General features: G+C 70.4%; 12 protein-coding genes. 7 read left to right on the top strand and 5 right to left on the bottom strand.

What is annotated here, in order from left to right; translation table 11 throughout:
• Both D7V97_RS27655 and D7V97_RS27650 read right to left on the bottom strand, forming a co-directional pair.
• Positions 1–1,067, bottom strand: a 1,067-nt coding sequence (locus tag D7V97_RS27655; protein ID WP_147445000.1) for an iron ABC transporter permease, incomplete at its 3' end; no start/stop codon positions are given.
• Positions 1,064–2,089, bottom strand: a complete 1,026-nt coding sequence (locus D7V97_RS27650; protein ID WP_120613635.1) for an ABC transporter substrate-binding protein — start codon at positions 2,087–2,089, stop codon at positions 1,064–1,066. The genes D7V97_RS27655 and D7V97_RS27650, both read right to left, overlap by 4 nt.
• Before the next feature lie 148 nt (positions 2,090–2,237).
• Here D7V97_RS27650 and D7V97_RS27645 point away from each other — a divergent pair, with 148 nt between their 5' ends.
• From D7V97_RS27645 to D7V97_RS27635, 3 genes are all read left to right on the top strand, one after another.
• Positions 2,238–3,233 carry an aldo/keto reductase gene (locus tag D7V97_RS27645; protein WP_120613634.1) on the top strand — a complete coding sequence of 332 codons (996 nt, stop codon included), beginning with the start codon at positions 2,238–2,240 and terminating at the stop codon, positions 3,231–3,233.
• Between the two features lie 96 nt (positions 3,234–3,329).
• Positions 3,330–4,673, top strand: coding sequence for a family 16 glycosylhydrolase (locus D7V97_RS27640; protein WP_233583263.1), 1,344 nt, complete (start codon positions 3,330–3,332; stop codon positions 4,671–4,673).
• 27 nt (positions 4,674–4,700) lie between these two features.
• A complete protein-coding gene (locus D7V97_RS27635) occupies positions 4,701–5,849 on the top strand; it encodes a DUF4157 domain-containing protein (RefSeq protein WP_120613632.1) in 1,149 nt (382 codons plus the stop codon).
• A gap of 25 nt (positions 5,850–5,874) precedes the next feature.
• On the opposite strand, the gene D7V97_RS27630 is transcribed toward D7V97_RS27635, so the two are convergent.
• On the bottom strand, positions 5,875–6,993 hold the full coding sequence (locus D7V97_RS27630) for a polysaccharide deacetylase family protein (RefSeq protein ID WP_233583262.1): 1,119 nt from the start codon (positions 6,991–6,993) through the stop codon (positions 5,875–5,877).
• A 204-nt stretch (positions 6,994–7,197) separates the two neighbouring features.
• On the opposite strand from D7V97_RS27630, the gene D7V97_RS27625 reads away from it, so the two are divergent.
• The 4 genes from D7V97_RS27625 (at position 7,198) to D7V97_RS27610 (ending at position 10,784) form a co-directional block, all read left to right on the top strand.
• Positions 7,198–8,067 carry an ABC transporter substrate-binding protein gene (locus D7V97_RS27625; RefSeq protein WP_120613630.1) on the top strand — a complete coding sequence of 290 codons (870 nt, stop codon included), beginning with the start codon at positions 7,198–7,200 and terminating at the stop codon, positions 8,065–8,067.
• Positions 8,064–8,858 carry an ABC transporter ATP-binding protein gene (locus D7V97_RS27620; RefSeq protein ID WP_120613629.1) on the top strand — a complete coding sequence of 265 codons (795 nt, stop codon included), beginning with the start codon at positions 8,064–8,066 and terminating at the stop codon, positions 8,856–8,858. The genes D7V97_RS27625 and D7V97_RS27620 overlap by 4 nt, the downstream gene beginning before the upstream one ends.
• Positions 8,855–9,796, top strand: coding sequence for an iron ABC transporter permease (locus D7V97_RS27615; RefSeq protein ID WP_120613628.1), 942 nt, complete (start codon positions 8,855–8,857; stop codon positions 9,794–9,796). Before D7V97_RS27620 ends, D7V97_RS27615 begins: the two co-directional genes overlap by 4 nt.
• 139 nt (positions 9,797–9,935) lie before the next feature.
• Positions 9,936–10,784 (top strand): tetratricopeptide repeat protein, encoded by an 849-nt coding sequence (locus D7V97_RS27610; protein ID WP_120613627.1) that lies wholly within the window; start codon positions 9,936–9,938, stop codon positions 10,782–10,784.
• Positions 10,785–10,817: 33 nt separating this feature from the next.
• Here the strand turns inward: D7V97_RS27610 and D7V97_RS27605 are convergent, their stop codons facing one another.
• Entirely contained in the window at positions 10,818–11,036 is a 219-nt protein-coding gene (locus D7V97_RS27605; RefSeq protein ID WP_199728961.1) for a DUF3185 family protein, read from the bottom strand.
• A 52-nt stretch (positions 11,037–11,088) separates the two neighbouring features.
• The coding region (gene rnr, locus D7V97_RS27600; protein ID WP_120613625.1) for a ribonuclease R at positions 11,089–14,061 on the bottom strand (2,973 nt) is incomplete at its 5' end.

The raw sequence follows: 14,061 nt of genomic DNA, 5'->3' as shown, positions 1-14,061 counted from the left end.
CCCGCCCCCACCGCGAGCAGCACGCTGCGCCCCGTGGCCCGCAGCGTGCGCGCGTCCCACAACACGCCGGACCAGTGCGACAGCGTCAGCGCATCCCACGTCAGCGCCGCGCCGAAGCTGCGTTGCAGCGACGTCAGCAGGATGGCCGCGAGCGGCAGCACCACCAGCACACCGGCCACCAGTCCCACGCCCACCAGCGCCCACCGTCGCCACGCACCCAAGGCGAGCACGCGCGGCGACACACCCTTGCCCGCGCTCAACCGCACCCGGCCCGTCCGGCCCAGCGCCCACGTGAGCCCCAGCGCCAGCGGCGTCAGCAGCAACAGGAACGACGCGAGCACCGAAGCGCGAGGCAGCCCCTCCTCGCTGCCCAGCAGCACCAGTTCATAGATGCGCGTGGTGAGCACACGCGTGGGGGGCGACGCCGACACGCCCAGCAGGTACGGCACACCGAACGAAGACGCGGCCATGAGGAACACCATCACCGCGCCCGACAGCAGTGACGGCAGCGCCAGCGGCACCGTGGTGCTCAAGAGCGCGCGAAGCGGCGAAGCGCCACACACCCGCGCGGCCTCCTCCAGCGCCGGATCCACGCGGCGCAGCGCCGCCGCCCCCGCGAGCAGCACCAGCGGCAGACCCGACAGCCCCTCCACGAACGCGATGCCCCCCGCGCCATAGAGATTGAACACGTCCGCGCCCAGCATCCGGTTCAGGTAGCCGGCCCGAGGGCTCGCGAGCGACAGCCACCCCATGCCCCAGATGAACGCGGGGATGGCCGACGGCAGCGTGAACGCCACCGTGAACGCGCCCCGCCCGGGCAGGTCCGTGCGGAACAGCAGGAACGCCAGCGGCGCGCCCAGCCCCAGCGCCCACGCCGTCGCGCCCAAGGAGATGCCCAGCGTGTTCACCAGCGCCCCGGACTCCGCCGCGAGCACCGCTCCCATCCCGCCCGTCGCCGCTCCCACGCCGCGCACCAGCAGCGCCGCGACCGGGAGCACCGCGAACACGAGCAGCGGCACCAACCACGCAGCCAACGCGAGCCACCGTCCCCCGCCGCGTCCGGTCATCGCGCGAACGCCCGGCTGAAGGCTTCCTTGATGTCACCCCCGCGCAAGAGCCCCTGCTCCAGCAACGCCGGGGACCACGCCTGCGCGCGGCCCAAGAGCCCCTCCACGCCGGGCTCGCCGCGAGGACCGCCGAGGCGCGGATCCACCGCGTGCATGTCCCCCTTCTCCACGATGATCCGCTGCCCCTCCGGCGACAGCAACACGTCCAGCAGCGCCTTCGCCGCCACCGGGTTGCGCGTCGTCGCGAACAGGCCCACCGGGCCCGGGATGACGACAGCGCCATCCTCCGGCCAGACGACCTCGATGGGGCTGCCCTTCGCCTTCGCCGCCAGCGCGTTCTCCAGGAGCAGCACGCCCGCATCCACCTCGCCGCTCCCCACCTTCTGGAGCACCGCCGCGTTGCCCCCCGCCACCACCGCGCCCTTCTCCCGCAGGCCCGCGAAGTACGCATCCCCCAGCCGCGCGTGCATGAACACCGCCCAGGTGAACGCCGTGCCCGACGTGAGCGGATCCCCGATGGCCACCTTCCCCTTCCAGCTTCCATCCACCAGCGCCGCGAACGACCTGGGCGGCGTGCCCGCTCCCACCCGGTGCACCAGCACCATCGTGGACAGCCGGACCGCCGCGTACCGCGCATCCAGGTCCACCAGCGCGCGGGGAATGCGCAGCGCATTGACGGACGCGTAGCGCAGGAAAGCCCCCTCCCGCGCCAGTCGCTCATACAGGAACGGATCCGATGTCATCAGGAGGTCCGCGCGCACGGCGCCCGCGGCCCGCTCCGCCTCCAAGCGGCTTGCCACCTTCTCGCTGCCGGCCTGGTACCAGTGCACCTGCACGCCGGGCAGCCGCTCCTTCAGCAGCGGATCCAGCGCATCCAGCACGTGCCGGTACATCGACGTGTAGACCCACACCTCGCCCGTGGGCACCGAGGCCTGCGCCACGGCCGGACCACCCGATGGCGCGGCGGATTCGATGCGACACCCGGCCAGGAGGAGGAACGCGAGCAGGAGGGGGAGGCGCATGCGGGTGTCGATTATGCGCCGAACCGGGCCCCGAGCGGTGGCTCCTGCACAGTCCACCCGGGTGGCCGTTGTGCCCCGCCGTGAGCGGACCCAACGTCCGCGTGCCAGACGCCACCGGCTCCTTCGGTGGCGGGAAGGACGCCCGTACATGACCCGGAAGGAATTCCTCGCCGCGACGCTGTCGCTGATGGTCGCCCCGACTGTCCTCGGCGCCCCGCCTCCGAAGGCGAAGACGAAGTCGCCCGCGGTGCCCCGCCGCAAGCTGGGCCGCACCGGCCAGGAGGTGTCGTGCGTGGGGCTCGGAGGCTTCCACATCGGCAAGCAGAAGGACGAGGCGGAGAGCCTCGCGCTCATCCGTGGGGCGCTCGACCAGGGCATCAACTTCCTGGACAACTGCTGGGACTACAACGACGGCAAGAGCGAGGAGCGCATGGGCAAGGCGCTGCGCGATGGCTACCGCGCCAAGGCCTTCCTGATGACGAAGATCGACGGCCGCGACAAGAAGACCGCCGCGAAGCAGATCGACGAATCGCTCCAGCGCCTCCAGACGGACCACGTGGACCTGCTCCAGCTCCACGAGGTCATCCGCGAAACGGATCCGGACCGCGCCTTCGCCGAAGGGGGCGCCATCGAAGCGATGAAGGACGCGCAGAAGGCCGGCAAGGCCCGCTTCCTCGGCTTCACCGGCCACAAGTCCCCGGACCTCCACCTCAAGATGCTGGAGACCGCGAAGCAGCACGGCTTCCGCTTCGACACCGTGCAACTGCCCCTCAACGTGATGGACGCCCACTTCAACAGCTTCGAGAAGCGCGTGCTGCCCGTGCTCGTGAAGGAGGGCATCGGCGTGCTCGCGATGAAGTCCATGGGTGACCCGTTCATCCTCGACAGCAAGACCGTCACCGCGCCGGACTGCCTGCGCTACAACCTCTCCCTGCCCGTCAGCGTCGTCATCACCGGCATCGATTCGCAGGAGCGGCTGGAGCAGGCCCTCACCGCCGCGCGCACCTTCAAGCCGCTGAGCGAGAAGGAGGTCCAGGCCCTCCTCGCGAAGACGAAGGACGCGGCGAAGGACGGCGCCTTCGAGAAGTACAAGACGAGCCACCACTTCGACGGCACCGTCCAGAACCCCCAGTGGCTCGGGTGACCGTGTCCCAGACATCTCCAGGTGTTCCTGGCAAGGTGCGTTAAAACAGGTAATCATGGATGCTCCCCCAACCCCGGAGCGTCCATGAAGCATCCGATGCGTGCAGGCCTTGTCGCCGCAGGAGTCCTCGCCACCCTTTCCGGCTGTTCACCCGAGCCGGAGACGCCCGCGGAGGCGGTGGCGTATGGCCAGACGGCGCAGGGTGAGCGCGCCTATGATCCGGGCGCGGGCTGGAACCTGACGTGGCAGGACGACTTCGTCGGCACGTCGCTGAACACGGGCGCGTGGACCGTGCTGACGAGCAACTGGGATCCCGTCACGAACAACTGCAACTTCGGCACGGGCGAGCTGGAGTTCCCGCGCGCGCAGAACGTGGTGGTGCGCGACGGCAAGCTGGTCATCGTCGCGGAGCGCACGGGGGACAACCCCACCGACTCGCACTGCCCCGGCAACTACCGCTCGTTCTACTCGGGCCGCCTGCACACCAAGGGCAAGGTGGAGGGGCGCTACGGGAAGATCGTCGCGAGCATGAAGCTGCCGCCCGGCTACGGCATGTGGCCGGCGTTCTGGACGCTGGGCTCCAACATCTCCAGCGCGGGCTGGCCGGGCGCGGGGGAGATCGACATCCTGGAGTGGAAGTCCACGGAGCCCACGTGGATGAAGTCAGCGCTGCATTGGTACAACGGCGGGCAGGCGGACTGGGGTACGGGCGCGAGCCGCGGCGTGGACCTGTCGCAGGACTTCCACACGTATGAAGTGGAGTGGAACGCCAACACCATCGTGTTCCGGTTGGATCGCGACTTCGTGTCCACGGCGACCTTCGGCCACAACGAGACGGAGTTCCAGCAGCCGCACTACCTCATCCTGAACCTCGCGATGGGTGGCAACTGGTACGGCCATCCCGCGCCCACCGCCATCGACCTGCCGTGGGGCGTGCAGAAGACGATGGAGGTGGAGTGGGTGCGCTGGTACCAGCCCGGCGGCGCGCAGTCGCTGGGGCTCACCAACGCCGGCTTCGAGCAGGGCATGACGGGCTGGAGCACCTGGAGCCCGAACGGCACGGAAGCCGCGGACCTGGCGGAGACGTACAACGGCGGGCACTCGGGCAGCTACCACCTGACGCACTGGACGGCCGGCACGCCCTTCGAGGTCTGGACGTACCAGACGAAGTCCGGCCTGGCGGCGGGCACGTACAAGCTGCGCGCCTGGGTCCGCAAGGGCGGCGCGTTCAACTTCGCGCGCTTCCAGGTGAAGACCTGCGGCTCCTGCGCGCCGGCCGTCGCCAACCTGGGCACCTACGGCGGCTGGACGCTGGTGGAGACGCCCGCTGTCTCCGTGCCGGCCAATGGCTACCTGGAGTTCGGCCTGCACAGCAACGCGCCCGCGAACGACGGCTCCAGCTTCATCCACCTGGATGACGTAGAGTTGGTGCGCCTCTAACACCGTGCCGTGACAGGAGCTGCGCCCATGTCCCCTCCGACAGGCCGTCCAGGTTCAACACTTCCCAGCGGCCTGCGGTTCGGGATGGAGGCGTTCTTCGACGCCGATCTCTCCACGGTGCGCATCCACGTCGGGCAGGAGGCCGAGTCCCTGGGCGCGGTTGCCTTCGCGCACGGCGAAGACGTCCACTTCGCCCGGGGTCACTACCAGCCCGACACATCAGGGGGCGTGGAGCTGCTCGCGCACGAGCTGACCCATGTGCTCCAGCAGCGCGGGGGCAGGACCGCCGGGAGGAATCCGGCGGGGCCTGCCCTGCTGCACGACCCCGTGCTCGAAGCCGAGGCCGACCGGCTGGGTCGACAGGCGCGTGTCTGGATTGAACGGGGCAGGCGCCCCGCCGACTTCCGGCCGGTCGACGGGGCTGCCCGTGGCGTGGCCACCCGTCCTGTCATCCAAGCCAAGATGATCTTCACGGGCGACAGCGACAGGTACGAGGGCACCCGCTACCTCGACATCGATCTCAATTCCAAGATCCCGTCCAAGGTCTTCAAGACCATCCAGCGGCAGGCGAAGAACCTCGCCGGAACGATCTTCGTGGGCTTCGCCGACAAGCCCCAGGCCACGGGCAGCGCGATGTACAGCGCCGTGAGCGCCAACACCGGGAAGCTCACCCTCTCCCGCCTCAGCGAAGAGCAGATCACGGAGGCTGGCGCGGACTACCACGGCCTCCTCGCGGCGATGGTCCACGAGACCCAACATGCGATCGATCACCTGAGCCAGAGCGTGGTGTACAACGGTCACGACGAAGCCACCCTTCGCGCGGAGTGGCGTGCGTGGGCCATTGAAGCGGCTCTCATCTATGAGCTGGATCTCGCGGGGAAACCGATCTCCCAGTTGAAGGCGGTCCTCCCAGGCAGCTATCGAAGCAAGTCGGATTTCGCGAACAAGAACAGCACGGCCTTTGGCCGGACGATGCAGTACCTGGATTACTGCAATGTCATCGCGAAGCCCAATGTCATCCAGACCAGCAACTTCATCATGCAGAAACAGGGATGGCTGCACGAAGCCATCTTGATGTTCTACTCGCATGTCGAAGGCGGCATTGGCGGTGCCGTGTGGCCAGGCGATGGCAGCGCGGCCGCATCAAGCGAGAGCGACATGGAAGAGGTCTACTGACCCCTTCCATGCCGCCGCGCTTCACTCAGTGAGGCACGAGCACGAAGTCGTCCACGTACACCGTGCCCTGGTCCGAGCCCGAGTCGTCCTGCACGTAGAAGTCATTCACGGTGCCGGACGTCGCGCCCAGGGTGCTCAGCGGAATGGACACCTTCTGCCAGGTTCCCGCCGCGATGGGGTGGCCCAGCGCGTCCGCCAGGTTGATGCTGCCCAGCGGCGTGGCGTCGTGGAACAGCGCCAGCCGCACCTGCTGGCCGCCCGTGGTGCCGCCGTGCACCCAGAGGTCCACGGACTGGTACAGCGACAGGTCCAGCCCGGTGTGGTGGAACATCAGCGCCTCCCAGTTGTCCGGCTCGAAGCTGAGCGCGGTCGGGCCCGCGTGCACCGTGACGGACTCGTCCAGGGAGTGCGTCGCCCAGCTCCAGTCCTGGAAGTTGCTGCCCATCGCGTCGTCGTAGACGACCGTGCCCACCGACGGGGGCGGCTCCGTGAGGCCATCCATCAGCGCCAGGCCCTCCGACACGGTGACGGTGCGCACGCCGGTGGACTTCACGTAGTTCAGGATGGAGGTGAAGTTGGTCGTCTTGTACTGCGTCTCGCGCGTGGGCGTCCCGCTGGTGAATTCGTGGAAGAGGATGATGAGCCAGCTCTTCTCCGCGATGGCCTGGTTGATCCACCCCTTCACCGTCGCCACCGTCACGGCGCTCGACACGTCGTTGGCGCGCAGCTCGTAGATGACCGTGTCGCGGTAGTTGCGGCCCGCGTTGATGGTGCGGTGGCTTGAGTACTCCGACTTCAGCGCCGTCATCACCGACGCGTTGTACGCGCCGTAGGGCGACGCGAAGTCCTTGCCGCACACGGCGCCCACGTTCGCGGCGAGCCAGGCGCGCGAGTCATGCAGTTCCGACGTGAGTTGCGTGGGCGTCAGCGACGTGAGGTCCGCGTGGGTGCGCGTGTGGCTGGCGATCTCGTTGTTCTCCGCGTAGAGCGTGCGCACCTGCGCGAGGCTCATGTAGCCGCCCCAACCCTGCGCCACCGCGTCGGTGACCAGGAAGTAGGTGGAGCGGATGGCGCGCGAATTGAGCGCGGGCCGCGCGATCGTGTACTGCGTGCTCCAACCGTCATCCAACGTGATGGAGACCATGCCTTCCGCGAACGGCGACGCGGCAAAGGCAGAAGAGGCGCAAAGCAACACCGCGGCGCAAAGCGCACGGGCCGACGGATTCATCCAAGCCATGTCTGGGAAATCCCCCTGTGAGGAGGCGCCAGGATACGCGCGCCGGGAGGGAAACCCAGCCCCTCTTCCGGGCACCGGGAGACGGGCCGCGTGTTAGAAGGCGACCCGCCCATGAGTCTCTTCCGCCTCCCCTTGCTGCTCCTCGCCCTGCTCGCACTCGCGGCCGGTTGCCAACGTCCGGCGCCTCCCGCACCGGAGCCCCAGGCGCGGCGGATCGTCTCGCTGTCGCCGGCTGTCACGGAGACGCTGTTCGCCCTGGGCGCGGGCCCGGAGGTGGTGGGCGTGTCCGACTACACGGTCCTGCCGGAAGGCACTCCGGACCTGCCGAAGGTGGGCACCACGTTCGCGCCGAACTTCGAGGCCATCGCGCGGCTCAAGCCGACGGTGCTCGTGGATCAGCAGGTGAAGCAGGCCCCGGCGGAGGCGCTGTCAAAGCTGGCGCCGTTGAAGGTGCTGCCCTGGCTGTCGCTGTCCGACGTGGTCGCGAGCGTGAAGGAGCTGGGCCGGCTGAGCGGGCGCGAGGCCCAGGCCACGGCGCTGGCGGAGCGGCTCCAGACCACGCTGTCGCGCCCCGCGCCGAAGGAGGCCCCCCGCGTCCTGCTGGTGCTGGGCGACGTGTCGGGCACGCTGTCGGAGGTCTGGTACATGAAGCGCGGCTCGCTGCACGGCGCGGCGCTGGAGGCCGCGGGTGCGCGCAATGCCATCGCTGAAGACGGCGGCGGTCCTCCCAACCTGTCGCTGGAAGGGGTCATCGCGCTGGATCCGGACGCGGTGCTGGTGCTCGTCAGCGCGCAGGGCCTGGATGCCGAACAGCAGGCGCGAGTGCTCGCGCCGTGGAAGAAGCTCACCGGCCTGCGGGCGGCGCGGGAGGACCGGGTGCGGCTGGTGATGGGCCGCGACGTGGAGTCCACCGGGCCGGCCATCCTCGACGTGGTGGAGCGGCTGCGGGCCGCCCTGGGCACCCTGCCCGCCTCGCGATGACGGCCGGGCTGACGCTGGACACGGTGACAGTGCGGGCCCGGGGGCGGACGCTGCTGGACGGCGTGTCGCTGCGCGTGGCGCCCGGCGACTTCGTGGCCATCGTCGGGCCCAATGGCGCGGGGAAGACGACGCTGCTGCGCGTGGCGCTGGGACTGCTGCGGCCGGATGCGGGGCATGCGCGCGTGGACGGGCGCGACGTGTCGGGGCTCGCGCCGAGGGAACGCGCGGCGCTGCTCGCGTGGCTGCCGCAGCGGTTGGAAGCGGCGGAGCCCATCACCGCGCTGGAGCAGGTGGTCGCGGCGCGCTACCGCTTTCCCGAGTCCCGTCGCGCATCTGAGACGGCGGCGCTCCGGGCGCTCGCGGAGGTGGGGGCGCAGGACTTCGCTTCGCGTCCCGTGACGGAGTTGTCAGGAGGTGAGCGACAGCGCGTGGCGGTGGCGGGGCTGCTCGCGCAGGAGACGCCGCTGGTGTTGCTGGACGAGCCCGCGAACTTCCTGGACCCCGCGCAGCAGTTGGAGTTGTACACGCGCGTGGGACACCTGTGGCGCGCGGGACGCGGACTGCTCTGCGTCACGCACGACGTGAACGTGCTCACGCATGCACGAGCGCCCAGCACGCGAGCGCCCCGGGTGGTGGGGCTCACCGAGGGCCGCGTGGTGTTCGACCTGGACTACGACGCGCCGGACCTGGGTGAGCACCTGGGCGCGCTGTTCGGAGTGCGGATGCACAGCACCTCCGTGGATGGACACCGCGTCTTCGTGGGCTTGCCCCGGAGCGGAGGTGCACCGTGAAGGTCCGTCTCTGGAGTGTCCTCGCGCTGTGCGCGGTCGCCTGCGCGGTGGCGCCGTTCCTCGGCCCGGGGCTCTCCGCCAGCTCCGCGGACTTCATCTTCTGGCAGCTCCGCGTGCCCCGCACGCTGATGGCGATGCTCGTGGGCGGCACGCTGTCGCTCGTGGGCGCCGTGTACCAGTCCCTCTTCGCCAACCCGCTGGCCGCCCCCAGCACCGTGGGCACCACGGCCGGTGCGACCCTGGGCGCTCTCGTCGCCATCGTCCTGGGTGCACGGCTCGCTCCGAGCGGCCTGCCGCTGATCACCTCCGCGGCCTTCGTGGGCGCGCTGGGCGTCAGCTTCATCGTGGCCGCCATCGCCGCGGGCCGTCGCGTGCGGATGAATGACGTGGTGCTCGCCGGCATCGCGTGCTCCATGGCGGCCGGGGCTCTTGCCACCGGGTTGCAGTTCTCCGCCGACTCCGCGGAGCTGATGGCCGCCACCCGCTGGTCCCTGGGCCACCTGCCCCAGGTGGGCTACTCGGGCGTGCTGCTGCTGACGCCGTTCGCGGCCGTCACCCTCGTGGGCCTGCTCGCGCTCACCCGCGCCCTGGAGGTCTTCATCGCCGGCGAGGAGCACGCCGAGTCCCAGGGTGTCCCCGTCCGCCGCGTGCGCGCGGTGGCCATTGGCCTGGGGGCCCTGGGCGTCGCCGCTTGCGTCGCCTGGTGTGGCCCCATCGCCTTCGTGGAGCTCATCGTCCCGCACGTCGTGCGCCGGACGCTGGGGGTCAGCCGGCGCGTCCTCCTGCCCGGTTCCGTCGTCGTCGGCGCCGCGTTCCTCGCATTGTGCGATGCGTCGGCGCGCGTCTTCTTCCCAGGGCGGGAATTGCCAGTGGGAGTGGTCACGGCCGCCCTGGGCACCCCCCTGCTCGTCTACCTGGTGGCGCGCGGACGGTCGTGATGGGCCGTGCCCGCACCGGCTGCCCGGGGAGAGACCGAGCCTTCAGGACGGGGGGTGCCCGAAGCGAGTTCGGGTATATTCCGCGCCACGTGGGGCCCCGTGAGGCGTGCCCCCTGAACCTTCACGAAAGGCTTTGAGCATGAAGCGGCTGGGAAGCGTGGGATTGATGCTCGGGGTGCTGACCCTGGGCGGGACCTTCGGCTGTGCGGACGAGAAGGAAGAGAAGGCCAAGGAGCACCGGGTCAAGGGCACCAACTTCCTCGCCGACAAGAACTACGCGGAGGCGACGAAGGAGTACGAGGAGTCGCTGAAGATTGATCCGACCCAGGAGAAGGTCTGGGAGAAGAAGGCCTTCGCGCACCTGCAGGCGGGCCAGACGGAAGAGGCCGCGCAGTCCGCGATGAAGCTCCTCGACTTCGCGAAGACGCCGGACGACAGGGCCGCCGTCTACCGCAACGTCGCGGCGATGTACGCGAAGAGCGGCCCGCTCGAGAAGGCGGAGCAGTACTTCCAGGAAGCGCTGAAGATCAACCCGAAGGACGCGGACTCGCTGAGCTGGATCGCGGAGGTCCACTCGCGGCGCGGTGGCGCCCGCGACATGGCCGCGCCCGCCGTTCCCGAGGAGTTGGAGAAGGCCCTGAAGGTCTACGACCAGGTCCTCGCGCTCAACCCGAACTCCGCCAACACGTACCTCAACAAGCGCATCGTGATGGCGAAGTACATGGAGCACGAGAAGTCCCTGCTCGGCGCCGCCGAGCAGGAGGCCGTGGAGGCCGGCATGCCGGCCGCGCCGGTGAAGGGCAAGAAGCCCGTCGTCGACCCTGCCGCCGCCGAGCGCGTCGCCGCCGCCAAGGCCAGCTCCGCCGCGCACCAGGCGCGCATTGATCAGCTCCAGGCCGAGTTCAACGAGCTGACCAAGCAGTTCGGTGAGGCCACCAAGCGCAACGCGGCGGCCGCCAAGGGCGCGCAGGCCGTCAACAAGCCGTAGCAGCCCGCGCGAAAGCGCTGGAGGGGGCGGGGCCTAGCGTCGGCCCTTCCCTCCTCCGAAGAGGGCCAGCAGCACACCGCCCAGGAGCGCGGCACCGCCGCCCGCGACATAGAGCGTCGTCTGCTCGGTGTTGCGCCCGGTGACCAGCTCCGTGGCGCGCTCGGTGAGCGAGTCCTTCGCCTTGAGCCCGGTGAACAGCAACACCCCGCCCGCCACGGCGAGCATCAACCCCACGATTCGCAGAACACCCACACGTCCTCCTGGAATGGAATGACGGAAGGCACGGGAGTGCCCGGCCCACCGGTCAGCGCTTGCGCTTGCCTGGGGCACCGCGCCCCGACTTCGTGCCCGCGCCCTTCTTCTTGCCGCCGGCCTTCTTCGCCGCCGGCGACTTCTTCGCCGCCTTCGCACGCGAGCCCGGCGCCGTCGCCGACTTGCGGACCTTCTTCGCTGTGCTCCCGCGCTTCGGAGCAGGCCCCTCGGACAGCAGGCCCCGCTGCGCGGCCAACGCACGGATCCGGTCGAAGCCCGGGTGCGGCGAGGCCGCCGGTGCGGCGTCCTCATCAAAACGGTCGCCGAAGGCAGCCGGGCCCGGCGGGGTGAAGTCCTCGCGCGGCGCCTTCACCTCCGGCGGCTCGGTGAAGTCGGGCGTCGCGTCGGGCTCCGGGCGCACCGGCTCCGCGGGACGGAACAGGCGGCGCTTGCCCTTCGTCGGGGCGGCGGGCTCCGCCTTCGGAGCACGTTCCACCGGAGCGCGTTCCACGGGGGGCGCGGCGTCCTCCGTCCGGGCCCGCAGGAAGCGCGAGCCGGGACGCGCGGGCGCAGGAGGGGCCTCCTCGCGGCGCCCTTCCCGGCTGAACCGACCGCGCGGGCGCGGCTTGGACGTCGTCTCGGGAACGGGCGCGGGGTCGAACCCGGCCAGGGCCGCGGCCTCCTCCGACGCGACGTCTTCTGGCGTGGGCGGCTCCCACGTCTTCACGCCAAAGGGCGTCTCTTCCGCCCCGGCATCCCAGGGCGCGGCCTCTTCCGTCGGAGTGCGCGCCGCGGCGGGCTTCTCCCACGGCTTGCGTCCCGCGCCCCGCGCGACCTCACGGTCCTCGCGGCCGGGGCGACCCGCCTTGCCACCGAAACGCGGCGGCGCCTCGTTCACGTACTCGCGCCGGCGCGACGTGGGCCGCGCGGCGGCGGTCCGGGCCAGCGGGGACTCGCCTTCGAACTGGAGCGCCTCGAAGTCGATCTTCCGCGACACCGTGCTCGCGGACAGCAGCCGCACGCGCAGCTTCTGGCCCACGCGCACGCGCCGCCCGTTCGAATACACGAGCGAGTGCACGCGCTTGTCCAGCTTGGCGCCCGGCCCCAGCGTCTCCGCCTTCACCAGGCCCTCGACGTGCTCCGTGTCCAGCTCCACGAAGAAGCCGAACTCGGCGATGCCCGCCACGGTCGCGTCGAACTCCTCGCCCACGCGGTCCTTCATCAGGAGCGCCGCGTAGAACGACACGACCTCGCGCTCCACCGTCATGGCCGCGCGCTCACGCTCCGAGCACTGCTGCGCCATGCCCTCCAGCCGCTCCTCCTCGCGCTCCATCTGCGCTTCCGACGGCTTCTTGCCCTTGCGCGCCCACACACCCTTGAGGATGCGGTGCACGAGCAGGTCCGGATAGCGCCGGATGGGCGACGTGAAGTGCAGGTAGTTCTCCGCCGCCAGGCCGTAGTGGCCCACCCGCGTCGCCGTGTACACGGCCTGCATCATGGAGCGCAGCAAGAGCTGGTTGAGCGCGCGCTGCTCCGGGTGTCCGTGGAGCTGCGAGATGAACGCGTCCAGCTCCTTCGACGACACGCCGTCGTCCACGTTCAGGTGGAAGCCGTACGCCTCCGCCAGGATGGAGAACGCCGCCAGCTTCTCCGGATCCGGCTCACCATGGAACCGGTACACCGTGGGCAGGCCCTCGTCCTGGAAGTACGTGGCCACCGCCTCGTTGGCGGCGAGCATGCACTCCTCGATGAGCCGGTGGCTGTCCCTGCGCTCGCGCTTCTCCATGCGCAGCGGCAGGCCGTCCGGACCGAGCACGACCTTGTGTTCGGGCACGTCGAAGTCGATGGCGCCTCGCGCCTTGCGCATGCCCATCAGCGCGCGCGCCAGCGCCATCAGCTGCTCGAACTGGGGCTTGAAGGCGTTCCGGTGCGGCACGTCCTTGCCGTCCAGGACGTCCTGCACCTCGTTGTACGTGCAGCGCGCCACGCTGCGCATCACCGCCGGGTACAGCTCCGACGAGCGGCGCGTGCCCTGGTGGTCGAACGTCATGTCCGCCACCATGCACAGCCGGTCCTCGTCCGGACGCAGCGAGCAGATGCCGTTGCTCAGCCGCTCCGGCAGCATCGGCAGCACGCGGTCCGGCAGGTACACGGACGTCGCGCGGTTGAGCGCCTCCACGTCCAGCGCGCTGCGCTCGCGCACGTAATGGGACACATCCGCGATGGCCACCACCAGCCGCCAGCCATTGGCCAGCGGCTCCGCGTACACGGCGTCGTCGAAGTCGCGCGCGTCCTCGCCGTCGATGGTGATCAGCGGCAGCGGGCGCAGGTCGCGGCGGTTCTCGCCGGTGGCCTCCTCCTCGGTGACGCGCACGGCGAACGCATCCGCCTCGTCCATCACCTCCGGCGGGAACTCGTCGGAGAAGCCCTGCGAGAAGGCCGAGCCCAGCACCTCCGCGCTCGGCTCGCCCGGACGGCCCAGCGAACCGGCCACCTCTCCGAAGAGGCCCTGCCCCGGCTCCAGGAGATCCGCGCCCACGCCCAGGCGCACCTTCACCAGGTCCCCGTCTCGCGCCATCTGCGTCGCGGGCACGCGGATGGGCCCCGGAAGGCTCGTGTCCGTGGGGTTCACCACCGAGTGCCGGCCCTGCTCCACGTAGGTGCCCACCGCCAGCTCGCGCCGGCGGTTGATGACGCGCAAAAGGCGGCCCTCGAAGCGTCCCGGCCGGCCCGCCACCTCCACGAGGACCCGGTCGTTGTCGAGCGCCCGCTGGGCCTCCTGCGGCGGCAGGAAGATGTTCTCGCCCTCGCCCGACACCGGGTGCACGAAGCCGAAGCCGTCCCGGTGCACGTGGAGGATGCCCTCCACCGTGGGCTCGCTGGAGTCCTCGAAGCGCGTGTCGCGGCCACCGCGCCGCAGGTCGCGCCGGAAGTCCCCGCCGCCCCGGCCCGCGTCGCGGAAGGCGCCACGGCCAGCGCCAGGGCCTTCTTCGCGCCCGCTGCCTGGAGCGGGTCCACGTTTGCG

It is taken from the genome of Corallococcus sp. CA053C (assembly GCF_003611675.1).
GTDB lineage: Bacteria > Myxococcota > Myxococcia > Myxococcales > Myxococcaceae > Corallococcus.
Note: the sequence above shows the minus strand (reverse complement) of the source record. Positions and strands in the feature narration are given on the sequence as shown.

Excerpts from the sequence above, each read along its gene's own strand:
- D7V97_RS27610 (WP_120613627.1), top strand. The coding sequence starts at position 9,936 with ATGAAGCGGCTGGGAAGCGTGGGATTGATGCTCGGGGTGCTGACCCTG.
- D7V97_RS27630 (WP_233583262.1), bottom strand. The coding sequence starts at position 6,993 with ATGGTCTCCATCACGTTGGATGACGGTTGGAGCACGCAGTACACGATC.
- D7V97_RS27640 (WP_233583263.1), top strand. The coding sequence starts at position 3,330 with ATGCGTGCAGGCCTTGTCGCCGCAGGAGTCCTCGCCACCCTTTCCGGC.
- D7V97_RS27620 (WP_120613629.1), top strand. The coding sequence starts at position 8,064 with ATGACGGCCGGGCTGACGCTGGACACGGTGACAGTGCGGGCCCGGGGG.
- D7V97_RS27635 (WP_120613632.1), top strand. The coding sequence starts at position 4,701 with ATGTCCCCTCCGACAGGCCGTCCAGGTTCAACACTTCCCAGCGGCCTG.
- D7V97_RS27625 (WP_120613630.1), top strand. The coding sequence starts at position 7,198 with ATGAGTCTCTTCCGCCTCCCCTTGCTGCTCCTCGCCCTGCTCGCACTC.
- D7V97_RS27650 (WP_120613635.1), bottom strand. The coding sequence starts at position 2,089 with ATGCGCCTCCCCCTCCTGCTCGCGTTCCTCCTCCTGGCCGGGTGTCGC.
- D7V97_RS27645 (WP_120613634.1), top strand. The coding sequence starts at position 2,238 with ATGACCCGGAAGGAATTCCTCGCCGCGACGCTGTCGCTGATGGTCGCC.